Source organism: Blastococcus aggregatus, assembly GCF_900221005.1.
GTDB classification, from domain to species: domain Bacteria; phylum Actinomycetota; class Actinomycetes; order Mycobacteriales; family Geodermatophilaceae; genus Blastococcus; species Blastococcus aggregatus.
Genome location: NZ_OBQI01000003.1, coordinates 197,855 through 222,148, shown reverse-complemented (window position 1 = coordinate 222,148; position 24,294 = coordinate 197,855). Strand labels below are relative to the sequence as shown.

Sequence of the window (24,294 nt, the reverse complement as noted above, 5' to 3'; positions counted from 1 at the left end):
ACGACGTCACGCTGTACTCCGGCGGGAACTCCTTGGGCACAGCGACATCTTCTCCGCAAGACGAGATCCCGGCAGACCGAGTCTCGACCGAGTCGCGACAGTCCCCATTCTCGTCTGGGCGAGGCGCTAAAGGCAGTAGTCTACAGCTGGAGATGGTCGGTCGACGGTCGCAGAGGTGGGCACTGAGAGCTGCCTGGGAAGGGGGATCATCGTGGATGACCGGCGTTGCCACGACGGAAGGTGGTCCGGGCGCCAGATCGCCGCGTCGGCGCCCTCTCACCCCCCAGCGCACGGCCCGTTGCCATTTTGGTCCTGCTACCCCTGATGTCCACCGCCCCAGACGTGTCAAAGCCCGGCGGTGAGGATGGGCGTGAGACCCGGAGCCCGGACTTCGTGCGTGCCTTCGAGCGCGGGCTGGCCGTCATCCGGACATTCGGAAAAGAGACTCCTGAACTGACCCTGACTGAAGTCGCTCGCGCCACCAACCTCACCCGAGCCGCTGCTCGCCGCTTCCTCCTCACACTGGTCGAGCTGGGCTATGTGCAGACGGACGGCCGCGTGTTCTCGCTCCGTCCCCGGGTGCTGGAACTGGGGTACGCCTACCTGTCCGCACTCAGCTTGCCGGAGGTGGCGCAGGGACACATGGAACGGCTCGTGCACCAGGTGCGCGAAACCTGCTCCCTTGCCGTGCTCGACGAGGACGAGGTGGTCTACGTCGCGCGCGTTCACACTCGGCGGATAGTGACGTTGTCCATTAATGTGGGGACCCGCTTCCCCGCCTATGCCACCTCCATGGGGCGTGTGCTGCTCGCCTACCAGGACCGCGAATGGCTGGAGCGGTACCTGTCCACTGTCGCGATGGCTCCGAGCACGTCCCGCAGCGTGACAGATCCACGTCAATTGGCTTCCGTGCTGGCGACGGTCCGCGCCCAGGGCTACTGCGTCACCGAGCAGGAGTTGGAGGAGGGTCTCCGCTCGGTCGCGGTGCCCATCCGCGGTGGCAGCGGCTCGGTCATCGCTGCGATGAACGTCTCGGCCCACACCAGCGGGCGGGATGCGGACTCCTTCCGGAGTGAGGTCCTCCCCGTTCTCCTCGAAGTCGCCGCCGCCGTGCACGAGGATCTGGTTACTCGCTGACACGGCGACGCGGCTCGGGGCGTCAAGGACGGAGCAGCATCGGTCGGGCCGCCTCGGACAACCCCATCACACCGATCGGGGTGGGGTCTCGAGCGTGCTCGGGTAGAAGAGTCCGTCGACGGTCACATCGCGGCCCACCATCCCTTGCTCACCGGCGTACCCGAGGAACCTTTCCAGCGTTCTGCGATTCCGGTCGGAGAGGCCGTACTCCCACGGGTCGCGGCCGAGGAGCGCCCGTTCCTCCTCGATGAGGGCCCTCAGCCAGGCCAGGCTGACCGTGCGCGGATCCTCCATCCGCTCGTAGGCCAACCGCTTGGCCTCCTGGAACGCATCGAAGAGGTTGCGTGCAATCCACGGATGGGCGGCCAGGAGTTCCGCCCGGATGGCCACGGTGTGCATGATCGGGAAAATTCCGGTCGTACGGTAGTACTCCTGCTCAGCGCTCTTGGGATTGTGGAACACACGGCGGATGGTGCCCTCGTTGCGGCGGATCGGCCCTGGGATCTCGGGGTAGATGAGGCCGGCCAACTCGCCCTCGACACACATCTCGGTGATGGTGCGTCCCGCGGGAACGCGGTCCACGTGCACCCCCGGCGGCAGGTCGAGCGGTACGTCCTCGCTGTCCTGGGCGACCCAGCGGACCTGGTCCAGGGCGAGACCGTGGTGCTCGCCCAGGATGCCGCGCAACCAGACGCCGGCGGTGGTCTGCCAGCTGCGGATCCCGATCGCGGCCCCCGAGAGGTCGCTCGGGCGCCGAATGTCGGAGCGTGCCGACGCGAATACGTAGCCGTGACGGAAGCGCCTATGCGGAAAGACCGGGATGGCCACGAGGTCGTCCTCGCCGCGGCCTCGGCGCGTCACGTACGAGCCCATGGACAGCTCAGCGGCGTCGAACTCCCGGTGCTTGAGCATGCGCCAGTGGCGCGGTGGCGACGGAGCGGTCAGGACGGTGAGGTCGACCCCCTGCGGCTGGACCGTGCCGTCGAGGATCGGACGGGTGATGTCGTAGTCCCCGACCATGATGGTCATCCGCACCTTGCTGCCCACACTCACTTCTCCTTCACGCGTTGATCTACGGAAGCTCGACCGGCGTCCTTGCCGGCTCCTGCAGTCGTTGCCAAACCCTGTTCCGCGGGCTCCTGACGGCGCCGCGAGCAGCATGATCACAGCGAGGGCCTCGTCATCCGGACAAGGGCATGCGAACTCGCCCAGGACCCATGCGGGACGTCACACCCGGAACCGAGGTGCCTCAGGGGACGCGCGGGCCATCAGGGATGGTCGACGGTGGGTGACAGGTCAGCGCCTGTTGCAGCGTTCACCAGTCGTGCCGGGTCCGACGGGGGAGTGCTTCCCCGCCAGACGATGTGCATGTCGGGCCGAAGAAGCAGGAGGTCGTGCCCGTACACCTCGCGGGCCTGGGGTGAGTTGACGTGCACCGTCTCGAACGGGGCGCCGTGCGCGGCGAAGGCGTCGGTGAGGTCGTCCAGCGCCACGTCCGTGTTCCCGAGGAGCAGGAGGGTGTAGCCCTTGCCGACCCGGTCCTGCACAGCGGTTGATCCGTCGATCCAGACATTGGGCAGGCGCGCGCCGGGCCATGTCGTGGGGGTGTAGGTGAAGCTGTCCGGGTCGGGGCCTTCCTCGACCTCGTGCGCGATGAGTGGCGAGTCGAGATAGCGGTAACCTCGCTCGATGCCGTCGAGGTCGTTGCTCCACCGCTGTTCGCGGTCGGCGACCCGGGTGAGCTCCGCGCGCGTTCGCGCCCCGTCGGGCGAGTTGTCGGCGATGTCGGACTTCCACATGGCTCGCCAGGCACGGCGCCCCGTCGCCGCCTTCTTCGAGGCAGCCACGTTCCGCAGCCCGATGGGCCGTCGTTCGAGTTCGTAGGACTCGAGCAGGCCCGGGCCGCCCCAGCCTTGGAGCGTGCCGGCCAGCTTCCACGCCAGATCGATCGCGTCGCCGAGGCCGGTGTTCATCCCCAGCCCACCGGTCGGGATCACGAGGTGCACGGCATCACCGGCCATCAGTACCCGCCGGTCGCGATAGCGGTCGGCGACCATCAGTCGCTGCGTCCAGGATCCGGTGTAGAGGATCTCGTAGTCGATCGGCATACCGACGATGCGCTCGAAGAGCTTCGGCATGTCGTCAGGGCTGTCCACGACGGCGTGCAGAGAGAAATGCTTGGTGTCGTCCTGGACGATCAGGAACGAGTGCTGATCGTCCGCGACGTGGTAGTGCCGGCCCTTACCGATGGGGATCCGGTCGAACAAGTCCTCGCAGTAGAAGAGAGCCTGCTGCATCTCGAGGAGGGACTCGCCCCGGAGCTCCACGCCCAGCCGGGCGCGAACCGTGCTGGACCCTCCGTCGCAGCCGACGACATAGTCCGAACGGAGCGACAGGTCGTCGCCGTCCAGGGTCCGGGCGCGCGTCGTGACGCCCGATTCGTCCTGCGCGAAGTCGACGACCTCGTGCCCGAACCGGACTTCTACGCCCGGGGTCGCCTCCGCGACCGAGCGCAGGAGTGGTTCGAGCGTGTACTGGGAGATCAGCTGGTACGGCTCGGCCGGCTGGGTGCCGTCGTTTACGTCATGCGACCGCTGCTTCAGTTCCTCCACGGACGGATAACGATGCTGGACCAGTGGCGGCCGGGTGACGTCCTCCAGACAGATGAAGACGTCCATCGGCAGGTCCGTGTCGAAACCTGCCGAGCGGATGATGTCCGCCAGCCCCAGCCGTCGGTAGTGCTCCATGGTCCGGGCGTTGCACCGCTCCATCTTGGGGAGCCGTCCCGGGGCGGGACGTTTGTCGAGCAGGAGACAGCGGATTCCTCGCTGCCCCAGGTCGATGGCCAGACTGAGGCCGACCGGCCCTCCGCCGACGATGATCACTTGCGGGTCGCTCACAACGTCTCCTCGGAACGTGGCGGATTGAGAGGCTCGGCTCAGCCCTTGAGCTCGAGGCCGAGCATCTTGGTCACGTTGCCCCGGAAAATGGCGTCCTGTTCGGCCTCGCTGAGGCCGATCTCCTGGAGGTTCTTGATCGTGGCGCGGATGTAGCCGGGACCCTTCTCGGGGTCGTATGGGCTGTCCGACGAGAAGAGCACATGGTCGACGCCGTAGAAGTCGATACTGCAGCGGAGAGCGTGGGCGGCACCGAACATCGCGGTGTCGGCGTACATCATCTTGAAGTATTCCAGTGGACGCTTCGTCAACGGGTAGCCGGTGATGTCGTCCTTCTGGTCCTCAGGAGTACGGGCGCCCAGCTGATCCCAGCCTGGCCCCACGCGCCCGGAGAAGTGCGGCACCATGCTGCCCCCGTGGTGAATGAGCATCTTCAGGTCGGGATAGCGCTCGAGTACTCCTGAGAAGACCATGCGCGCCATGAAGGCCGACAGGTCATACTCCCATCCAAAGGTCCACCAGATCTCGTACTTGGAGCGCTGTTCGCTGGGGTAGTCCGCCCACGCGGAGCTCCGGCTGGGGTGCACCTGCAGCAGTGAACCGAGCTCGGCGACCTTGGCGTAGAACGGGTCGAACCGGGGCTCGTCCATGGGGTGGCCGGCGACGTGGGTGTAGATCTGAGCACCGAGGGCACCCAGCTCGTTCACCGCGTACTCGAGCTCCTCGACGGCGGCGTCCGGGTCGTCCATCGGCACGCAGGCTGTCCATCCAGCGAAGCGCTCCGGGTGTGCGGCGACAAGCTCCGCCATTGACTCGTTGCCGATCCGGGACAGTTCCTTGGAGATCTTGGGCGAGCCGAAGAACTCCACCGGCGGAGCGGCGATGTTGATGATCTGCCGGTAGTCGCCAAACTCGTCCATCTGGCGGAAACGGACGTTCATGTCGACGAGTGCCGGGATGTTGGAAACACGCTTACGCAGGTTCTGCACGTCCGGGGGTGCGTCCAGTTCGAAGAAGCGATCGAAATACGGGCGCGGCATGATGTGGCAGAACGCATCGATCTTCATTGTGGGACCTTCCGTCGTGGCCGTTCCTCGCCTGGCGCAGCTCTGGTCCTGCGCAGCGGCGGGTGATTTTTGTACGACGTCACTTATCCAGAGGGGGCTACGACTGCGAGTCGTGTTCGCATGCCGAACCGTTGTGCGCTGGTCGAACGTACCGGGAGCCCTGCGCCATGGTCAACACACTCAGGCCACATATCCGTGAGGTCCCGCCGCCAGGCCAAATCGCGTGGTCGGGACAGACGACAGGGGTGCGCCCCGTCCCCGGTGCCGCTGGAGGGCGTGCAGGGGAAGGTGACCCGGACAGCACGGTGTGGCGGCTCATGCCGGTGGCTGCGACGCCATCGGGCACCCCGCTGCCGCCGCCTGAACCAGGGGTCCGAGCCCCCGCGCCGATGGTGCCTGGGCGCGGGATCGTTCAGACCTCGGCGAACCGGCGCAGGCCTCTGTCGCCGACCGTGAGCAGCAGCAGCAGAGCTCCCGCTCCGACGGAGACCCAGCCCAGGAAGTGCAGCCCGTCGCCGGAGACGCCGTCGGCGTAGGCGAGCGCTGCGACACCCGTGGCGGTCATCGCGCCGGTGTACTGCGCGGTTCGGAAGAGGCCCGCTGCCGCCCCGACATGGTCCGCGGGCGCCGCTCGGTACACGAGGAGTTGGTTCGCCACGAGTCCGAGGCCGTTGGGCAGGCCGAACGCCGCGCACACGAGAACGAGCAGAGCGATCGACGAGTCCGCGTCCAGGACCAGCATTCCGGCGCTCCCCGCGAGGAGGCCCAGCGCCCCTACCATCAACGGGGGGAGCAGGCGCCGACCGCGGACGCCGACGAAGGCCGCGACGGCGCCGACCGCCGACATGCCCAGGAGTACCAGCCCCGCGGCGCTCGCGGACAGACCCCGGCTGTCCTGGAGCCAGGGAGTCAGCCCGAAGAGCACCCCATACACGACCAGGAAGGTGAGGAAGACCCGCGCGTACGCGGTCACCAGCGCGGCGTTCGTGCCCAGCATGCGGAGGTCGATGAACGGCGTACGCACGCGCACCTCCACCAGGACGAGGAGAAGCAGGCAACCCACCAGGCCCAGCAGGACTGCAGCCGGTGGCCGCGGCAACTTCATCGTGGTCAGCAGGAAGAGCGAGACGGCGCCCCCAAAGAGGGCAGTTCCGGGCAGGTCGAGCAGCCGCCAGGCTCGTGCTTCCCGGTGCCGGGGCAACGACCGGGGGAGCAGGAGGAAGCCCAGGGCTGTGACGGCCAGACCGAGCGGCACGTTGACCGCGAAGACGGCCCGCCAACCGATGGTGTCCACGAGGACGCCGCCCAGCGGGGGGCCGACGGTCAGCGTCACCAGGCTCACGGTGCTCAGCAAGGCCAGCGTGCGCGGGGGAGTGGGCACACCCAGTCGACCGGCTTGCTCCCGGAGCATCGCGATCGCCGCCGGGAATGCCGCCCCCGTGCCCAGACCCACCAGGGCCCGGGAGGCCAGCAGCCAGCTGAAATCCGGTGCGAGCGCCCCGAGCACGCCGGCCACCGCGACGAGCATGCCGCCGGCGAGGAAGACCCGCCGCGGGCCGAACTGGTCAGCCAGCCGTCCGGCCACGGGCTGGCCGATGGCGCTGGCCAGGTACATCACCGCCACGAGCCAGGCCGTAGCCGAGGGACCGACTCCCAGGTCGCCGCCGATGGGGGAAAGGGCGGTCGCGATGACCGTGGAGTTGACCGGGTTCAGCACCGCACCGGCGCAGAGCGGCACCACCAGACGTGGCCCCAGATCGACGGCCCGATGTCGTCCGAACCGGGACGCCGGGGGGGCGCTCCGGAGCTCGGCGGGACGGTTCCCCCGGTGTCGGTCGGCCGAGCTGTTCAAGCGCGAGTGCACGTTCCTCCGGGCCGATCGGCGCCCTCCGGGGGCAGCGGTGTCGATGATGGTGCGGAGCCTCGCCGAGATGGCTACATCCCGTGCAGCTGCCGGACGAGGACGGGGCACTCGGCGCTGAGCATGATGCGCTGCGCGTCACTGCCCATCAGAGCCTTGCCCACCCGCGTGCGCTTGGCCAGCCCGATGACCATCAGGTCCGATTCCCGGGTGGCTGCGATCCGCACCAGGTCCACCGCGGCGCTGACGGCGACGATGCTCGCTTCCCAGGTCGTCTCGTAGCCCTCGCCCGTGAGCATCTTCGCCTGCTCCTCCAGGCTGCGCTCGGTGCGGCGGAGCCGCTGGATCTCGTCGTCCTCGGTCCCCACCCGCACGAGCGTGACCAGGTGCACGCGCGCGGGGCTGGGGCCGGCCTTCTTCGCGAGCTCCAGCAGCGGCTCGTGCGGCTGGTTCTCCTTGAGGGCTACGAGGATGTTGGTAAACACGGAGTACTCGCTTCCGGAGCTCGTGGGTTACACCGTGGGCGACGGCGTCAGGGTGTGCGCGGCCGAATGGCCGTGGACGGGGACGCCGGACATGCGGCCAGGGCCTGCTCCACCTGGGCGAGGGACATCACGTCGGCGTACTTGTGGTGCAGGTCGAAGAGACTGACCTTGTGGCTGAGGGGGCTGCGGTCGAACACCGCTTCTTCGACCACTACCGCGTGGAAGCCGTGGGAGTAGGCGTCGACGGCGGTCGCCCGGACGCAGCCGCTCGTGGTCTCTCCGCACAGGATCAGTGTGTCGACGCCCAGCCGCTCAAGGTGGTCGGCGAGGTCTGTCTCGAAGAAGACGCTGGCCCGGCGCTTGGGGACGACCAGCTCGCCGGCACGGGGTCCGAAGAAGGGATCGAGAGAAAGGTCTGCAGCGTCGCGCTGGGACGGGGGACGGTTGGTTGCCCGTGAAGTCTCGGGGTTCTGGCTGCTGAAGAGCACGGGGAGGCCGCGCCCGCGGGCGGAGTTGAGGAGGGTGGCGATCGGCGTGCGCGCCGCCCACGCGTAGGGGCCACAGCTCCGCGGATTGCGGGCAACGGCGTCGGCCAGCGTCATCGGGCCCTCGGGGAACACGCCGCTGAAGAGGTCGACGGCCAGGACCGCCGGCAGGCCGACGATCCCGGTCTCCCGCTGGTAGGACCGGTAGACCTCCAGAGTCTCGGCGGGGATGACGTCGCGCCAGCAGTGGTCCTCGAAGGGGTCCAGAGCAGAGACGTTCGACGACATGGACGGCACCTCCAACGGCGGCAGACGGCGCAGTGCGCCGGCCCCCGGAAATCGGGACAGCGAGGTCGCTGGGGGCGCCGCCGAGCAGTTCGCCGGCGCCCCCAGTCCCCGGTGTCAGAAGGAGGCCTTGACCGCCTCGATGAACTCCGGGGAGGAGTCGATCACCGACTCGATCAGCTCGAGGTACTCGTCACCGTTGAGCACGTCCAGCGGACGCTGCTGGCCCTCGAGCTCTGCGATCAGCTCCTCATTGGTGGTGGCGCACTCGAAGGCCTCACGCAGCTCGGTCAGCTGGTTCTCGGGCAGCCCGGGGGGTGCCACGAGGCCGCGGCCGAGGGTCTCCAGGTTCACAAGGTCCTCCACCAGCACCTGCCCCTCCTCCGACTCGGGGGTGAAGTCGGTGAGGACGGGGGTGTCGGGAAGGAGCTCGACCGGCTCGTCGCTGGTGACGAGGACCGGGTTCAGCTCACCGCTCTCGATCGCACCGAGGTGACTGTCCCAGGTGCTGGCGTGGGCGTCGGCGTTGCCCGCGATGACGGCCAGCCGGGCCTCGCCCGAGCCGCCGAAGCCGGTGATGACCTCGTACGGGAAGCCGTAGATGGCCGACAGCACGCTGGCTGCGATGTACTCGTTGCTGCCGGGGCCTGTGGCGACGAAACGCACCGTCTCCTCGGAGTCGATGATGTCCTGGAAGTCCTCGAGGTCGCTGTCGGCGGCAACGGCGACCGTGTCCGGAGCGGTCGCCAGCCGGCCGATCATGGAGAACTCGGACATATCGAACATGACGCCCTCGGCGCCAGCGATCTGCGCACTGGTCGTGCCCACTGAGTTGGTGATCTGAATGCGGCGGTCCTCGGGCCCGGCTGCGGCCGTGGCGTTGGTGGCGAGCAGGCTCCCGGCGCCCGGCTCGTTGCGCACCACGACCTCCGCTCCCAGGCACTCCCCCAGATACGGGGCGATGGCGCGGGCGTAGACGTCGTAGCCACCGCCGGCGTCGTAGGGGACCACAAAGTCGAGGTTCTCCCCTTCGTAGAAATTCGCCTCGGCACCGTCGCCGGACGTCTCACCGTCCTGCCCGCATGCGGCGAGAGCGGCGACGAGGACGGCGGCTCCGCCGGCACGGCGCAGGGCGGTCAAGGGCCTGTGGGTCATGGCGTTCTCCTTGGTTCGGGTAGCTGTCGTGGTGCCCGTACGGGGTGCTGCTGGTGACCGACGAGCCGGAGGGTGCGACGGTGCGTCGGGGTCGAGGGGCTTGCTGCCGTCTGCCGGCCTGAGGAGCCCGGCGGAGGCAGATCAGAAGAAGAGCCCGGGTGGGACTTGCAGTTGCAACGCCACCTCGAACGCGAGGTAGAGCACGGCGAAGACCACGGCCGCGTAGACGAGGCTGAACACCCACGACCTGCGCACCGACAATTTCAGGTAGGTGAAGGCGAAAAGCGGGGCGGTGACGAACAGGCCAACCACGTACAGCCCCACGAAGAAGGCCGCGACCCATGCCAGCGAGCCGGCCCAGACGCGGCCACCGGCATGGGCGAAGACGTACTCGACGTCGCCCTCGGCCTCGTCGTCGGCGTCCACCCGCGACTCGACCACCGGCACGGCGCGGCGGGCGCGCAGGAGCAGCATCACCACATGCAGGAGAGCAAGAGCCACACCCAGCAAGGTCACCATGCGGGGGAACAGCCCGGCGCGCTCTGACCACTCCGTCGCGATCCAGAATGCGTTGCCGAAGAGCGCTGCCAGGCCGAGGCTGATGACGATGTCGACCACCGGCAGCCGGTGCTCGGTTTTCTGCCTGGCGGTAGGCGCCGCGGGCGCGGTACCGGCGGGGGTATCGGGCGTGGTCACGAACGGACGTCCTCGGTGAGCGGGGCGGTCTGGGGGCGGTTACGGAGTCGGCGCAGCGCCGGGACCACGAAGACTCCGACAAGCACCACGGCCATGCCGATAACGGCCGGGCGCAGGAGCCAGTCCCAGCCGAAAAGCGAGTAGGAGACGAACAGGTACCGCTCGGCAATACCGCCGAGCACGACGGCGAGGAGGAACGGCACGCGGGGCCAGTCCCAGCGGATGCAGGCCACGCCGATGGCCGCGGCGATCAGCATGACCAGGACGTCGCCGAAGGAGTTGCTGGAACTGTAGGCCCCCAGCCCCAGTAGAAGCAGGAGGAAGGGCACGAGTAGCGGGCCGGAGATGAACGTCAGGCGGGTGAGCGGGCGGAGAAAGGCAAAGGCGGCCGCGACGGCGACGAAGTTGGCCAGGACGACGATCCACACCATGGAGTAGGTGACGTCGAGCTCGGTCGTCAGCATCTCCGGACCGGGGTCGAGCCCGGCGATCAGGAAAGCGCTCAGCAGCACGGCGGTCGCCGCGCCGCCCGGGATCCCGAACGCGACGGTGGGGACGAGTGAACCGCCGTCCTTGGCGTTGTTGACCGCGCCGCTGGCGATGACGCCGTCGATCGCGCCCTTGCCGAACTGCTCCGGGTTCTTGGACGACTGGCGCGCCTGACCGTAGGCGATGAACTGGGCCACCGAGCCGCCGAGACCCGGGACCATGCCGATGGTGGAGCCGATGGCGCTTGACCGCAGGACGACCGGCCAGTGGCGCAGCGTGTCCCGGATCCCCTCGCCTACGCCGGTGATCCGGGTGGGCACGTCACTTGCCTTCGACGCGATGCTGCTCCGGCTAAGCATGAGTTGGAGCACCTCGGCCCCGCCGAACAGGCCGACGACCAGTGGTACCAGCGGAATGCCGTCCCACAGGTAGATCTGGTCCATCGTGTAACGCGGGATGCCCTCCTGCGAGTCGATCCCGATCAGCGCCACGAGCAGGCCCAGGACGGCCATGAGAAGGCCCTTGGTGACGTTCTTCCCCGAGAGCGCCACCACGAATGTCAGGCCGACCAGGGTCAGCATGAAGAACTCCGGTGCGCTGAGGGCGAGCACTACCGGTCTGATCACAGGCACCGACAGGGCGAGGACCAGGGCGCCGAACACCGACCCCAGCGCGGAGCTGAACAGGACCGCGCCGAGGGCACGGCCGCTCTGGCCCCGGCGGGTGAGGGGGTAGCCGTCGAGCGTGGCCGCTGCCGAGGTCGCCTCGCCCGGGATGCCAAAGAGGACCGACGTGATGTCGCCGGTCGTGGAGGTCACGACCAGCATTCCGAGCAGGAAGGCGAAGGCCTCGACCGGCTCCATGGTGAACGTGAATGGCAGCATCAGCGCCAGCGTCACGGGCCCGCCGAGCCCGGGCAGGATCCCGACGACGAAGCCGATCGCGACGCCGAGCAGCATCAGGCCAAGGGTCTGCAGTTGCAGAACCTGGGACAAGCTGTCGAGAAGTGCCTCGCCCACGAGAACTCCAGAGGACGTAGTGGCCGGCATGGCCGAGGTCGGCCAGCTGGTTCGAGCGCGGCGATCGGCTCCCAGGGGGTGGGGTCCGGGCCGATCGCCCTGCGTCTGACGTGCTGTGGATCACGTCCCCGAGGATGGTTGGGCAGAAAGGAGTTCTTTGTCAACCCCATCGCGCCCACTGTTCGAGACCAGCTCCGGTCCCTCCCTTGGCGGGAACTGAGGCTTGTCGGCAGCACTAAAAGCCACGTACAGTCCCGCTCGCAGAAAGAGCTTCTGCTGCGCCTCACGGGAAGGAACGCTCTTGCGACAAGTGGGAGTCGTCGGTCTTGGGGGCATGGGCATCGCCCTGGCCGAGTCGCTGCTTGACGCCGGCTGGCCGGTCCGCTGCTACGACATCCGGACAGAGCCGGTGGCCACCATGGTGGCTCGGGGCGCGGAGGCAGCGACCAGTCCGCGGGCCCTGGCCGAGGCCAGCGACGTCGTCTTGACCTTCCTGCCCGGGCCGACCCAGGTTCGGCATGTAGCGTTGGATCCCGAGACCGGCGTGCTCGCCGGGCTGCGACCCGGTGGCGCGATGCTGGACATGTCCACGTGTGGGCCCCGCCTCGCCGAGGTGCTCGGCGAGGCGTTCGACGCCGCGGGACGCCGGTACGTCGACTGTCCGGTGAGTCGTAAGGCGCCGCACATGACGGTGCTGGTCGGCGGGCCGGCAGGCGTGCTCGGTGCCGACGAGGAGGTCGTGGCTGCGGTCTCCCGCGTCATTGTCCACTGCGGACGGCGGGGGGCGGGGTACGCCGTGAAGCTGCTCAACCAGCAGGTGAAGTACAGCTGGTACCTGGCATCGTCGGAGGCCCTGCTCGTCGGCTCTGCCCTGGGGCTAGACGCCGAGACGGTGGCCACGGCCATCGAGGAGTCCAGCGGGTCGGACTCCGGCTTCTCGACCGCAGCCGAGTTCTTCCGAGGCGACGCCGCGGGAATCGCGGCCCACGCCCCGGCGAGCACGATCGAGAAGGATCTCGCCCTCGCCGAGGCCATGGCCGCCGAGGCGGGCGTGCGCAGCCGACTGCTGTCGGCGGCCGTCGACTTCTTCGTCACCGTCGGTGGCACCCCCTATCGCGGACGCCCCTACCCGGAGAGTTCCGCCCTTCTTCAGGAGCTGCGGGCGATGCCGCCACGAACAGGAGAGTCACCGTGACCATCACCCACCGGATCACGCCAGGCCTCGGCTCCTCCGCGGAACTCCGCAAGCTCGTGGCCCTCGGCTGTCGGGTGCTGGCCTTCCGTGGCCTGGCCGAGGACATCCTCGGGCACATCAGCGTCCGCACTGCATCCAACGAGCTCCTCGTCCGATGCCGGGGTCCGCAGGAGCGCGGACTGCTCTTCACCGGTTGCGCGGACGTCCATGCGGCCTCCCTGGACGCGCAGAGTGACCTGCCCCCCGGTTTCTCGGCGCCGAACGAGCTTCCCATCCACACCGAGGTGCTCCGGGCAAGGCCCGACGTCCAGGCCGTGGTGCACGTGCACCCCCCGGCAGTAGTCGCGGCAGACCTGGCCGGTCTGCCGCTCCGGCCCATCGTCGGCGCTTACAACATCCCGGCGATGCGCATGGCCCAGGCTGGCATCCCCATCTATCCGCGTGGTGTCCTCATCAACCGGCCCGAGCTGGGGCGCGACGTGGCCCGCGCTCTGGGCGACCGCCCCGCGTGCATCCTTCGCGGGCACGGCATCGTGGCCACGGGCGAGTCCGTGGAGCAGGCCGTCGTGCGCGCCCTCAACCTCGATGCGCTGGCCCGGATGACCCTGCAGGCCAGCAGCTTCGGCACCACCCCGCCGGAGCTGTCGGCGGAGGACATCGCAGCCATGCCGGACCTGGGGTCCGCCTTTAACGACGCGCAGGTCTGGGCCTACAACATCCGCCGGCTCGAGCACGCCGACCTCGCCGGCGACCTCTGAGATTGCCTGAGCGGGAGCCGGTCCGGCAGGTCCCGCTCAGTGTCCCGCGACGCGGCGAGCAGTCCGCTGGAGGTGGTCGGCCATGATTCGCTGAGCCCGTTCGGGGTCACGGGCGCGCACCGCCTCGACGAAGGTCCGGTGCTCCGCCACGCCTTGGCGTCCCTCGTGCTGCGCCTCGCGCAAGGACATCAGCACGGGTTCCCGCAGCGACCGCATGAGCATCACCAGTGCCGGGTTGTGTGCCGCCGCCGCAATCTGGAGGTGGAAATCGAAGGACATCGTGACCGTGTACGTGCCCGCGTCACGCGCCCGCTCCGCCTCGTTGCACAGCTCAACAAGCTCGTCGAGCTCCTCCTCGGTGGCGCGTGCGCACACCAGCGGAACCACGCCCAGCTCGAACACCTCGCGGGCCTCTGTCACCTCCACTGCGGAGAGCGCCGAGAGACTGAGCAGGTCGGTGATCCCCTCGCCGATCCGCCTGGTGGTGGGCGCGGTGACGAACGCGCCGCCCCGCGCGCCGACGCGGATGTCGATGAGACCGCCGGCTTCGAGCACCCGGAGGGCCTCGCGCACGGTCACCCGGCTGACCTCGAAGCGTTCGCAGAGTTCGCGCTCGGACGGAAGTCGCGCTCCGATACCGAGCTCACCGCTACGGATCAAGGCCCGCACTTGGTGAACGATCGCCTGCGAGATCCGCCCGACGGCCACCGGCTGGAACAGGTCAGCATTGGACGGGACAACGCCGTCGCTCACCGCCGGTCTCCTCTCATCGGGTGGGAAGGTTACTGCACGAACACGAACCCTTCCCGGACGTGCGGGTGTGGGAGGGCCTCGGGAGACGCGAGTTCAGACCGCGGGGCGGAGCCGGCCGAGGCCGACCGCCGGCGCTGTGATGAGCAGCCCGGCGGTGACGATGGCGGCGGTGAGCGGGATGACGGTGACCATGCCGGCAACGGCGAACGGCGCCACCAGGAGAGCTGCGGCCCGGAAGGTGCCCGTGGAGGCGATGGCATCGCCACGCTCCTCCGCGTCGACGGCGTCGGTGGCCACGGCAGGACCAACCGTCTGGACCGCCCCGGCCCCGATGCCGGAGACGAACAGTGCCAGCCCAGCGAGCGCCGCCATCCCGGCGAGCGGCCCCACCACGGCGATACCGATGCCGCTGGCCAGGATGCCCAGAACCAGCGACCGGCGCAGCCCCGCGCCGCGCAGCCGGCCGGCGATCGCGCTCCCGGCGACCTGAGCCCCGTTGGCGACTGCCACCAGGGCGCCGATCGTCGTGGAACTCTGCCGCGCGAGGTCGAGGGCGACGGGGACGTAGGAACCGAGGAGCCCGCGCCAGGCCCCGGCGCTGGCGCCTGCCCAGCAGCCGACGTCCACCCCCGGGCGCAGCCAGATCCGCACCCGGGTGCGGTCCTTGCTGCGGGGCGCGAACGGCGCCAGCCGGGCGAGCAGCAGGGCGGCGACCACGCCCGTCGCGCTGATCGCCCCTGCCACGCCCAGTGCGAACTGCGGGGACCGGGCGATCAGCAGCCCCGCCACCAATGGCCCGGCGATCTGGCCCAGCCCGGAAACCAGGTTGATCCGCGCGAGCGCGCCGACGGCGGACTCCGACGTTCGCACGGCGTGCGTCTGCGTACCGGTCCAGAAGCAGGCCCGGGCCAGACCCTGGAGCAGTTGGGAGACCGCGATGACCAGCCACGTCGTCGACAGCACGAGGACGCCGCAGGAGAGTGCGAGCGAGGCGGCGGCGACGACGACGAAGACCTTGTCCGGCAGGCGCCGCATCATGGCGCCCATGACGAGTCGGGTGCCCATCTGCGATACCGCCGATATCGCGACGATGACTCCCACCTCGGGGGTCGAGTACCCGACCCGCAGCGCCAGGAGGGGCACGGCCACGCTGGCGATCCCCAGGCCCACGGCGAAGATCACCGCGCCGACCAGGCTCGCGGTCGTGTCGCGGCGTGAGCCACCCGCATCCTCCTGTGGCGGTGGCGACATCCCGCGGGTCCTCCTCGGTGAATACGGATATCGGTCGGGTGGTTGACAGTGATCCCGACCACTCATACCATAGAATGGACTGACCATTTGCACAATGCGTGCGATGCCGACCGCGGACGGTGGGCTGGCGCTGCGGATGTGACCGCGTCCGAGCGTCCGGAGCGACTACGGAGCGACCCTCATGCAGATCAAGGCCGACGTGGGCAAGTGCCAGGGCTACGGCAACTGTGTCGACCTGGATCCCGAGCATTTCGACCTCGACGACGACGGGGTGGTCGTCCTGCTCCAACCTTCCGTCGGCGAGGCGGAGCTCGAGACGTCCGGCGCCGCCGTGCGCAGTTGTCCCGTGCAAGCCATCTGGTTGGCCGACGACGATGCGTGACAGGGCGCCCGGACGGATCCTCGTCGTCGGCACGTCGGTCGGCGGGATCCGGACCGGGCAGGCTCTCCGGGCCGCGGGCCATACCGGAGAGGTGGTCGTGGTCGGTGCCGAGGACGTCACGCCCTACGACAAGCCGCCTCTGTCCAAGCAGGTCCTCGTCGGCAGTCAGACGGCGGCTGACATCTCCTTGCTCGGTCCCGGTGGCTGGTCGGGCGACGGGCTGACGCCGATGACCGGCCGCGCCGCGGTGCGCTTGGACCCGGTGGGCAAGCAGGTCATCCTGGCCGATGGTGAGCCGGTGGACTACGACGCCGTCGTGCTGGCGACCGGCGCGTTTCCGCGGAGCATTCCGGCCCCGGAGGGCGACTTGGTGTGCACCGTCCGCGAGTTGCGCGACGCCGCCGCGATCCGGGAGCGGTTCTCGCGCGGTGGGCCGGTCGTCGTCGTGGGCAGCGGCTTCATCGGCGCCGAGGTCGCCTCGAGCGCCCGCCAGTTGGGCCTGGACGCAACGATCGTCGAGGCGCTGCCCGAGCCGTTCGCCCGTGTCCTGGGTCCGGACGTGGGTGCTCGGATCAGCCGCCTGCACGCCGATGCGGGGGTGACAGTCCTGGGGTCTGCGGCGGTGGCGCGCGTGGAGTCACTGGCCGACGGCACCGGCGTCGTGCACCTGGCGGACGGCAGGCGTCTGCCGGCGGCGACGGTCGTCGTTGGAATCGGCGTGGTCCCCGGCACCGGGTGGCTGGAGGGCTCTGGGCTGGATCTTGGATTCGGGGTGTTGACAGACGAGTTCTGCCGGGCCTCGGGTGCGCCGGACGTATACGCCGTCGGCGATGTCGCGCGCTGGTTGGACGTGCGCAGCGGCGAGCACCGTCTCGTGGAGCACTGGACCAACGCGGTCGAGCAGGCCAACCTCGTGGCCCACAACCTCCTGCACCCGGACGACCTGCGACCCTACGTGAAGGCACCGTACTTCTGGTCCGACCAGCACGGCCTGAAGATCCAGATGGTCGGGCGCATCCACCCCGACGACCGGGTGTCCTTCCTGCGCTGCACGACGACCGCGGGGGACAAGGACGTCGCTCTCTACTCCCGCGATGGCGGTTTCTCGGCCGCAGTCGTACTCGGCTGGCCACGCGCCGTCGTGGCCTGTCGGCAGGCGTGGGAGCGCGGAGAGGACCTCGCGCAGATCACCGCCCGGCTGTCCGCCCTGGCCACGGCGACCGTCCCCGTCCCGGTCGGCTGACCGGGTGCCCTTGCATGTCCCGTCCCACGGACCCCGACAAGTCCACACCACAGAGGAGAACGAGCAAGTGACGACAGTGGAAGAGCCCACCGGTACCGGCGCTCGCCAGGTACGGAGCCTGGTCGACGTCCAGAAGGGCGAGATCAGCCGCGAGATCTTCATCGACGAGCAGATCTTCAAGGCCGAGCTCGAGAATCTGTTCCCGCGAGCGTGGCTGTTCGTCGGCCACGCCACCCAGGTCCCGAACCCCGGGGACTTCTTCTCCTCGTGGATGGGCGCCGACCCCGTCCTGCTGACCCGCGACAACAAGGGCGAACTGAACGTCCTGCTGAACTCGTGCCGGCACCGTGGTATGCGCGTCTGCCGATACGACGAGGGCAACACTCTCCAGTTCACCTGCCCGTACCACGCCTGGTCGTACTCCATCGACGGCTCCCTGGTGGACACTCCTGGCGCCCTGCACGGTGTGCCGCAGCAGAAGGCGGCGTACGGCACCAACCTCGAGCGGGAGAAGTGGGGACTCGTTCGCGCCGCCAAGGTGCACAACTACAAGGGCCTCGTCTTCGCCAACTGGGACCCTGAGGCGCCGTCGTTCGACGAGTACGTCGGTGACTTCCACTGGTGGCTGGACAACCTGGCCGACGCCTTCGACGGCACGGAGGGTGGCACCGAGGCTTACCGTGGCGTGCACAAGTGGCGGATCCGGTCCAACTGGAAGTTCGTCTCGGAGAACTTCCTCGGGGACACCTACCACGGCGCCTCCACGCACGCCTCCGTCGAGGCCGTCGGCATCGGCCCCGGGGGGAAGGGCAAGCGTCGCCACGGCGAGCGACAGAACGAGGGTGGATTCTCGAAGGGCCGCATGAAGACGTCGTTCCGGCGGGGGCACGGAGCCTCGGACAACATCGCCTACGAGATCCCCTACCCCGAGTTCGCCGAGGACGACCTGGACGACTACTTCGTCGCCGCCTGGGAGAAGCGCAAGGAGAAGCTCCAGGCCGAGGGCCGCCTGCTGGGTGGTCGCGGCCCGGCGACCCTCTTCCCGAACATGTCCTTCGCCGCAGGCTTTCCGCGGACCATCCTGGTCGCGCACCCGATCAGCCCCACCGAGACCGAGGTGTGGCGCTGGTACCTGGTCGACAAGTCCGCGCCCGAGAAGGTCCGCGACTGGCTGCGCCGCTACTACATGCGTTACGCCGGCCCGGCCGGCATGACCGAGCAGGACGACATGGAGAACTGGGACTACGCCACCGAGTCCAGTCGGGGCGTCATCGCTCGGCGCTACCCCTTCAACTATCAGCAGGGCCTGGGTCAGGAGACCGCCAGCGACCTTGCCGGCTCTGTGCACTCCCACCACGCCATCGCCGGAGAGGTCAACGCCCGAGCCTTCTACCGGCGGTGGGCCGAGTTCGTCGACAACCTTTCGTGGCCCGAGCTCACCAAGCTCGCCCAGGTCGACGACCGCACCACCGAGCACGTTGCCGAAACCACCGACGTCGCCGGGGGCGTCAAGGTCCTCGACGCCGTCGACGTCGTCGACGGCCCCCCCGCGAAGTAGGACCACCACTACTCCACGAAAGGACTGCCATGCCGATCGACGAGGCTCTGCTCGAGCGCATGCTCCTGCTCGAGAGCGTGTCCGAATTCCTATACCGCGAGGCCGATCTGCTCGACGAGCGGCGCTACACCGAGTGGCTCGACATGCTCGCCGAGGACTACCAGTACTCGGTGCCCCTCCGGATGAACGTCGCCTACGGGGAGACGGACGCGCGTGAGGAGACGCGTGCCGGCCGTGAGATCCTCTGGTTCGACGAGGGCAAAGAGACGATGTCTCTGCGCGTCGACCAGCTCAACACGGGCCTGCACTGGGCGGAGGAGCCGGTGTCCCGGGTCTCGCACCTGGTGACCAACATCCGGCTCGACGCCGTCGAGCTACCGGAGGTCTCGGTGAGCTGCCGATTCTTGGTCTACCGGAACCGGGTGGCCGACGAGACCGACTTCCTCGTCGGTCGTCGCAAGGACCGCCTGCGCCAGGTGGGTGACTCGTGGCAGGTGGTCCGCCGGGAGCTGCTGCTCGATCAGTCCGTACTCCTGGCGAAGAACCTTTCTATTTTCGTCTGAGCCCGGCAGCACCTCCGTCTTGTCGCGCCGGCACGCGCCTAGGAGGCCGGCGCGACAAGACGCACCGACGCAGGGCTGGGCCCCCACAGTCGCAGGATTCAAGTCTGCAGGCGCCGTGATAGCGCCATCCCACCTCTCGCGAAGTAATCATTGGTCTTCAGCTGACTGTACTTCTGGAGGAGAACTTGCTTGACGCGCCGCGACCAGCATTGTTAATGTGATTCGGGTCACGCAGAAAGATCTTCCGCAAGCAGATTGAATTGCCTTCGCTGCTGTCCACCCCGAGCCGAAGAGCGGATCGGTTCACCGTCTTCGGCGAACTCTCCATGCGCTCGGACTCAGCGCGATGCCCGTCCCACCGACATCTATCGGTGCGATAGCTCCCCCGTCCCCTCCCCCCCAGGAAAAGAGCGATGAAACGACGCCATAGCTTGTCCCTCACCGCAGCCATGGTCAGCCTGGCGCTCGCCGTAAGCGGCTGCAGCAACCCACGCGAGTCCGGCGGTAGCGAATCCAGCGGCGGAGGAACCATTCGCATCGGGCTGGCCTCGGCTGGCTATGGCCCCTACCTGCCCGTGTACGTCGCCGAACAAGAGGGCTACTTCGAGGACCGCGGCCTGGACGTCGAAATCACGGCCTATCAGGGTGGCGGTGCGGCTACCGAGGCCCTCGTCGCCGGGGAGGCCGACATCATCAGCTACACGCCCGCCGGTGTGGCCGTCTCCCGAAGCCGCGGCATCGAGCAGCGAATTATCGGCGCCGGCCTGCCGACGTCGACGGGTTGGTCGGTCCAGGTGCGGGCCGATAGCGACATCCAGTCGGTGGAGGACCTCGCCGGACGGCAGGTGGGCATCGGGAATCCGGGGGGCACGGGGGAGTACTTCGCGTTGTGGGTGGAGCAGACGGCCGGCATCGACTTCGAGCCGGTGGCTCTGGGTTACGGCGCCCTGAACGAGAGCCTGCTGCAGGGGACAGTGGATGCGATCGTTCAGTTGCCTCCAGCCAGTTACGACCTGCCACTCAGTGGTGAGGCTCGCGTGATCATGGACCTCGGCGAGACCATGGAGCCGACATTGCCGGACGCCTGGGTCGCCAGCGACGAGTTGATCGCGAGCGACTCGGAGATGGTGCAGTTGGCCCTAGAGGCCATCTATGAGGGTGTCCGCAAGCTCCAGTCGGACGAGGCGTACGCCTTGTCGGTCCTGGAGGAGCGGGCAGGTATCACCGGCGAGCTCGCCCGTGAGGAGTACTCGAACACCATCATGGCGTTGTCCACGGACGGTGACATCAAGGCGTCGTGGATCGACAACGCGCTGCAGCTGGCAGCGGACGTTGGACTTGATTCGCAAGGAGACCTTCCGGCGGCTGAGGACGTCTACACCGGCGAGTTCGTCCCGGTAGATGTCGGGGCCGGCGACTGACGTGCACACCGTCAGAGCCCGCAGTGACGCCGTCTATGTGGCCGGCCTGATCGTCGTCCCTATTCTGCTGTGGGAGGTGGCGGTGCGGGCGGGGATTCTCCAGTCCTCGCTCGCACCGGCACCGAGCGCTGTGGTGACGGCGATCCGCGGCCTGTTCGAGGACGGCCTCCTCTACGACCTGAGGGTCACCGCGACCTACGTCATCGTTGCGTTCCTGCTCGCACTGATCACGGGCACTGTCCTAGGCGTCGTCCTGGCGCAGTCGGAGCGGGTCGCGCAGGTCGTGCGAGGCTTCCTCACCTTCCTGCTCAGCATCCCGAAGTCGCTCTTCCTGCCGCTGTTCATCCTCATCCTCGGGATCGGGGCGCTGCAGAAAATCGCCTTCGGCGTCTTCAGCGCCTTCGCGGTCATCGTGGTGGCGACCATGGTTGGCATTTCCACGGTGGACCAGAACTTGTTGCAAATGGCCAGATCGCAGGGGGCGTCCCGGGCGCAGATGTTCGTGAAGGTCCATTTGCGGTCGATGGCGCCAACGCTGCTGGAGGCCGCGCGGATCGCGATGATCCTCAACATCACGGGAGTGCTCATCGCGGAGATGTACGTGTCTCGTGAGGGTCTCGGCTTCCTCATTAGCTCCTACGGCCAGACGTTCCAGGTCGAGCGGCTGCTGGGCGTTATCGCGATCACCAGCCTGATCGGGATCTTATTCAACGAATTCTTGCGGTGGTGCGACAAGCGTCAGAACCGCTGGCGCGGAGGAGTGTGAGATGTCAGGGAACGCAGCGATGGAAACCAAGTCTACCTCGGTGGGCACCATCGAGGTCAGCGGCGTTAGCCACGACTATCAGACGACGAAAGGTAAGGTCGCGGCGCTCGAAGACATCTCTTTCTCGGCACCCGCGGGCAAATTCATCTCCCTCGTCGGCCCCAGCGGATGCGGAAAGTCCTCGCTGTTGATGGTCCTAGCCGGTCTAATGACGCCGACCAGAGGTCAGGTCCGTCTCGACGGCCGGGTTACCTCGGGCCCGCAACCGGACCAGGTCGCCGTAGCCTTTCAGGACGCGTGTCTCCTGCCCTGGCGGAGCAGCCTGGACAACGTCAGCTTTCCCCTGGAGCTCCGCGGTGTCTCGCGCAGTGAGCGCGAGGAGCAGGGCCGACAGGCGCTGGCGAAGGTGGGGCTGAGCGGGTTCGCCGACCGGTACCCGCGCGAACTGTCGGGTGGGATGCGCCAGCGTGTCGCTGTTGCGCGTGCCCTGATCCAACGTCCATCCGTCCTGCTCATGGACGAACCGTTCGGTGCGCTTGACGAACAGACGCGTATGGACATGGGTGAGGAACTGCTGAGTCTGTGGGACGAGATCCGGAACACGGTGATCTTCGTGACTCACAATCTCACAGAAGCCGTCTACCTCTCCGACGAGGTAATCGTCATGGCGGCCGGCCCCGGCCGAATCATCGAGCGGGTCACCGTCGATCTTCCCCGGCCTCGCGCCATCGAGATTACCGAGACTGAGGAGTTTCTTCACCTGCGAAACCGCATCTGGCGCTTGATCAGGAGCCACTGACATGACGGCGGTCCTAGACAGCCCAGCGGGTGAGAACACCCTGCCAACGGTTCCCCGGCGCGGCCGACGGCCGAGCTCGGTAACTGCGTGGCGCTTAGGCGTAGTGGCAATCCTGCTGCTGTGCTGGGAGCTCCTGCCCCGGCTCCTCGGGATCCCCAGCGGCTTCCTCGTCCCGCTTTCCGAGGCGCTTCAGGCGGGAGGCCGGGAAGGCGACGCGGTGCTGGCCGCGCTGTGGCCGACCGTGTCTGCGGTTCTAGCGGCACTGACCTTCACCTGGGTGGTAGGCGTCGTCGTCGGCTTCCTAGTCGGCTCCATGCCCGGTTTGCGCTTCGTTGGGACGTTTTTCGGCATTCTTTACGCCGTCCCTTTCGTGATTCTCTATCCGCTGCTTTCGGTATGGATCGGCCCTGGCCAACTTTCTAAAATCGCTTTTGCCTGCTTGTACGGTTTCATCCCGGTGGTCCTGACAGCCGCCGCAGGCGTGCGTGGTGTCGACGAGAACCTGTACCGGTCGGCCCGCAGCATGGGAGCCAGTCGCCGACAACTCATGACCAAGGTCCTGTTGCCCGCCTCGATGCCGGTGATCCTCTCCGGACTGCGTCTCGGCGGCGGGCTTGTTCTCATCGCGGTGATCGTCGCCGAGATGCTCGCCTCGACCAGCGGCGGCATGGGAACATTGATCACCGCCTACCGCGTGCAATTCGATGCCGCCGCCGTCTACTTCTGCATCATCGTCGTACTGGTGCTGGCACTGATCATGGATCAGAGCTTGGCCGCCGCTGAGCGATGGGCCGCGCGTGGTCGGTCGGTGACCGTGAACACCGTGGCGCCCGGCTGAGTCCACCCGGCCTATCGTCCCTCCCAGTCCGAGAGGAAAGCCTCCATGTCCCTGCCTTCTCACAGCCGAGCGGCACTACTGCGTGCCTTCGGTGAGCCCGCCTCCATCGAAGACGTCCCCGTTCCCCAGGAGCTCGAGCCCGGGTCGCTGCTGGTTCGCATCTCCATGGCATCGGTTTGCGGGACGGACGTCCACATCTGGGAGGGTGGGGCCTTCAATGCCTCGGCCGACAATCTGCCGTCGGTCATGGGGCACGAAATGGTTGGGGAAGTGGTCGCCTTCGGTGAGGGGCCCCACAAGGACTCCCTGGATCAGCCGCTGTCTCTCGGCGACCGGGTCGTCTGGACCCACGCACCCTGTGGACGCTGCTTCTTCTGCACCGTAGATCGGCAGCCTTCCCTGTGCTCTCACCGCCAGAGCTACGGGCGTCTCTCAGCGCACCGCTTCCCGTATCTGACAGGGGGGTTCGCGGAGTACTGCTACGTCTTTCCCGGCTCCGGCCGGGTCCGCGTGCCCGACGAAGTTCGGGACTCCTGGGCGGCCCCGGCCAGCTGTGCCCTGCGGACCGTTGTCCACGTGCTGGAGCAGGTCGGCGGGGTGGAGCCGCACGAGACCGTCGTCGTCCAGGGCGCGGGACCGCTGGGCCTGTACGCGACCGCAATGTTGCGGGCAGCCGGAGTTGGCTCAATCGTCGTGATCGGTGCCCCCGACAGTCGGCTAGAGCTGGCAACGACCTATGGCGCGACCGGATGCGTGTCAGTGGAACACGTCCCCGACGCTGCGGAACGCGCCCGCCGGGTGAGGGACCTGACACGTGAAGGCCGAGGCGCCGACGTGGTCCTCGAGTTGTCAGGCGCAGCGTCCGCTGTGCCTGAGGGGCTGGCGCTCCTGCGGGCGGGCGGACGTTACGGGATCGCCGGACAGACGAACGCGGTCCAAGCCGCCATCGACCCCAGCGTCCTGGTGAAGAAGCAGCTGACCCTCCGCGGGGTCCTGTCGGCGCACGTGGGGCACTACTGGAAGGCCCTCGACTTCCTGCGCCAGACCCGGGAGACGGTGGACTGGGACGCCCTGACCACGGCCCCCGTCGCGCTCGACCGGGTGACAATGGCTATGCAGTCCATGAAGCGGGGAGTCATGAAGCCTCTGATTGACCCGGCCCTGTGATGGCGATCGACAGGGGGCAGATCG

23 protein-coding genes are annotated in these 24,294 nt (G+C 68.1%); 12 read left to right on the top strand and 11 right to left on the bottom strand.

Annotation, left to right across the window (positions count from 1 at the left end):
* The first annotated feature begins 393 nt into the window (after positions 1–393).
* Positions 394–1,137, top strand: a complete 744-nt coding sequence (locus CRP29_RS10940; RefSeq protein WP_217991537.1) for an IclR family transcriptional regulator domain-containing protein — start codon at positions 394–396, stop codon at positions 1,135–1,137.
* Between the two features lie 66 nt (positions 1,138–1,203).
* Here CRP29_RS10940 and CRP29_RS10935 read toward each other — a convergent pair whose 3' ends face one another.
* The 9 genes from CRP29_RS10935 to CRP29_RS10895 all read right to left on the bottom strand — a co-directional run bounded on the left by CRP29_RS10935 (position 1,204) and on the right by CRP29_RS10895 (position 11,516).
* A complete protein-coding gene (locus tag CRP29_RS10935; protein ID WP_097195086.1) occupies positions 1,204–2,184 on the bottom strand; it encodes a substrate-binding domain-containing protein in 981 nt (326 codons plus the stop codon).
* Between the two features lie 221 nt (positions 2,185–2,405).
* On the bottom strand, positions 2,406–4,037 hold the full coding sequence (locus CRP29_RS10930; RefSeq protein WP_097195085.1) for an FAD-dependent monooxygenase: 1,632 nt from the start codon (positions 4,035–4,037) through the stop codon (positions 2,406–2,408).
* Positions 4,038–4,075: 38 nt separating this feature from the next.
* A complete protein-coding gene (locus CRP29_RS10925; RefSeq protein ID WP_097195084.1) occupies positions 4,076–5,101 on the bottom strand; it encodes an amidohydrolase family protein in 1,026 nt (341 codons plus the stop codon).
* Positions 5,102–5,513: 412 nt separating this feature from the next.
* The gene (locus CRP29_RS10920; protein ID WP_176522921.1) at positions 5,514–6,842 is read right to left on the bottom strand and encodes an MFS transporter; all 1,329 of its coding nucleotides are present in this window, start codon (positions 6,840–6,842) and stop codon (positions 5,514–5,516) included.
* Between the two features lie 194 nt (positions 6,843–7,036).
* Positions 7,037–7,447 (bottom strand): universal stress protein, encoded by a 411-nt coding sequence (locus CRP29_RS10915; protein WP_141437103.1) that lies wholly within the window; start codon positions 7,445–7,447, stop codon positions 7,037–7,039.
* A gap of 47 nt (positions 7,448–7,494) precedes the next feature.
* Complete coding sequence (locus CRP29_RS10910) at positions 7,495–8,220, bottom strand: isochorismatase family protein (RefSeq protein ID WP_097195082.1); 726 nt, start codon at positions 8,218–8,220, stop codon at positions 7,495–7,497.
* 114 nt (positions 8,221–8,334) lie between these two features.
* Positions 8,335–9,372 carry a tripartite tricarboxylate transporter substrate-binding protein gene (locus tag CRP29_RS10905; protein ID WP_097195081.1) on the bottom strand — a complete coding sequence of 346 codons (1,038 nt, stop codon included), beginning with the start codon at positions 9,370–9,372 and terminating at the stop codon, positions 8,335–8,337.
* Between the two features lie 141 nt (positions 9,373–9,513).
* Positions 9,514–10,068, bottom strand: a complete 555-nt coding sequence (locus tag CRP29_RS10900; RefSeq protein ID WP_097195080.1) for a tripartite tricarboxylate transporter TctB family protein — start codon at positions 10,066–10,068, stop codon at positions 9,514–9,516.
* A complete protein-coding gene (locus tag CRP29_RS10895) occupies positions 10,065–11,516 on the bottom strand; it encodes a tripartite tricarboxylate transporter permease (protein WP_217991536.1) in 1,452 nt (483 codons plus the stop codon). Before CRP29_RS10895 ends, CRP29_RS10900 begins: the two co-directional genes overlap by 4 nt.
* 370 nt (positions 11,517–11,886) lie before the next feature.
* Here CRP29_RS10895 and CRP29_RS10890 point away from each other — a divergent pair, with 370 nt between their 5' ends.
* Together CRP29_RS10890 and phtC are read left to right on the top strand one after the other, a co-directional pair.
* Entirely contained in the window at positions 11,887–12,771 is an 885-nt protein-coding gene (locus CRP29_RS10890; protein WP_245852775.1) for an NAD(P)-dependent oxidoreductase, read from the top strand.
* Complete coding sequence (phtC, locus tag CRP29_RS10885; RefSeq protein ID WP_217991535.1) at positions 12,768–13,529, top strand: 3,4-dihydroxyphthalate decarboxylase; 762 nt, start codon at positions 12,768–12,770, stop codon at positions 13,527–13,529. Before CRP29_RS10890 ends, phtC begins: the two co-directional genes overlap by 4 nt.
* A gap of 36 nt (positions 13,530–13,565) precedes the next feature.
* Here the strand turns inward: phtC and CRP29_RS10880 are convergent, their stop codons facing one another.
* On the bottom strand, positions 13,566–14,282 hold the full coding sequence (locus CRP29_RS10880) for a FadR/GntR family transcriptional regulator (RefSeq protein ID WP_217991534.1): 717 nt from the start codon (positions 14,280–14,282) through the stop codon (positions 13,566–13,568).
* Between the two features lie 93 nt (positions 14,283–14,375).
* On the bottom strand, positions 14,376–15,533 hold the full coding sequence (locus CRP29_RS10875; RefSeq protein ID WP_097195077.1) for an MFS transporter: 1,158 nt from the start codon (positions 15,531–15,533) through the stop codon (positions 14,376–14,378).
* 181 nt (positions 15,534–15,714) lie between these two features.
* Here CRP29_RS10875 and CRP29_RS10870 point away from each other — a divergent pair, with 181 nt between their 5' ends.
* The 9 genes from CRP29_RS10870 (at position 15,715) to CRP29_RS10830 (ending at position 24,270) form a co-directional block, all read left to right on the top strand.
* Complete coding sequence (locus CRP29_RS10870; protein WP_097195076.1) at positions 15,715–15,915, top strand: ferredoxin; 201 nt, start codon at positions 15,715–15,717, stop codon at positions 15,913–15,915.
* A complete protein-coding gene (locus tag CRP29_RS10865) occupies positions 15,908–17,158 on the top strand; it encodes an NAD(P)/FAD-dependent oxidoreductase (protein WP_097195075.1) in 1,251 nt (416 codons plus the stop codon). Before CRP29_RS10870 ends, CRP29_RS10865 begins: the two co-directional genes overlap by 8 nt.
* A 67-nt stretch (positions 17,159–17,225) precedes the next feature.
* Positions 17,226–18,716, top strand: coding sequence for an aromatic ring-hydroxylating oxygenase subunit alpha (locus CRP29_RS10860; protein WP_176522906.1), 1,491 nt, complete (start codon positions 17,226–17,228; stop codon positions 18,714–18,716).
* A 29-nt stretch (positions 18,717–18,745) separates the two neighbouring features.
* Entirely contained in the window at positions 18,746–19,279 is a 534-nt protein-coding gene (locus tag CRP29_RS10855; protein WP_097195073.1) for a 3-phenylpropionate/cinnamic acid dioxygenase subunit beta, read from the top strand.
* A gap of 431 nt (positions 19,280–19,710) precedes the next feature.
* Positions 19,711–20,700: an ABC transporter substrate-binding protein gene (locus CRP29_RS10850; RefSeq protein WP_176522920.1), complete on the top strand. Its 990-nt coding sequence runs from the start codon at positions 19,711–19,713 to the stop codon at positions 20,698–20,700.
* 37 nt (positions 20,701–20,737) lie between these two features.
* Complete coding sequence (locus CRP29_RS10845; protein WP_176522919.1) at positions 20,738–21,466, top strand: ABC transporter permease; 729 nt, start codon at positions 20,738–20,740, stop codon at positions 21,464–21,466.
* A 40-nt stretch (positions 21,467–21,506) separates the two neighbouring features.
* Positions 21,507–22,265 carry an ABC transporter ATP-binding protein gene (locus CRP29_RS10840; protein WP_217991533.1) on the top strand — a complete coding sequence of 253 codons (759 nt, stop codon included), beginning with the start codon at positions 21,507–21,509 and terminating at the stop codon, positions 22,263–22,265.
* A gap of 103 nt (positions 22,266–22,368) precedes the next feature.
* Positions 22,369–23,103 (top strand): ABC transporter permease, encoded by a 735-nt coding sequence (locus CRP29_RS10835; RefSeq protein WP_176522918.1) that lies wholly within the window; start codon positions 22,369–22,371, stop codon positions 23,101–23,103.
* A 45-nt stretch (positions 23,104–23,148) separates the two neighbouring features.
* Positions 23,149–24,270 carry a zinc-binding dehydrogenase gene (locus tag CRP29_RS10830; protein WP_097195068.1) on the top strand — a complete coding sequence of 374 codons (1,122 nt, stop codon included), beginning with the start codon at positions 23,149–23,151 and terminating at the stop codon, positions 24,268–24,270.
* The last annotated feature ends 24 nt before the right edge of the window (positions 24,271–24,294 follow it).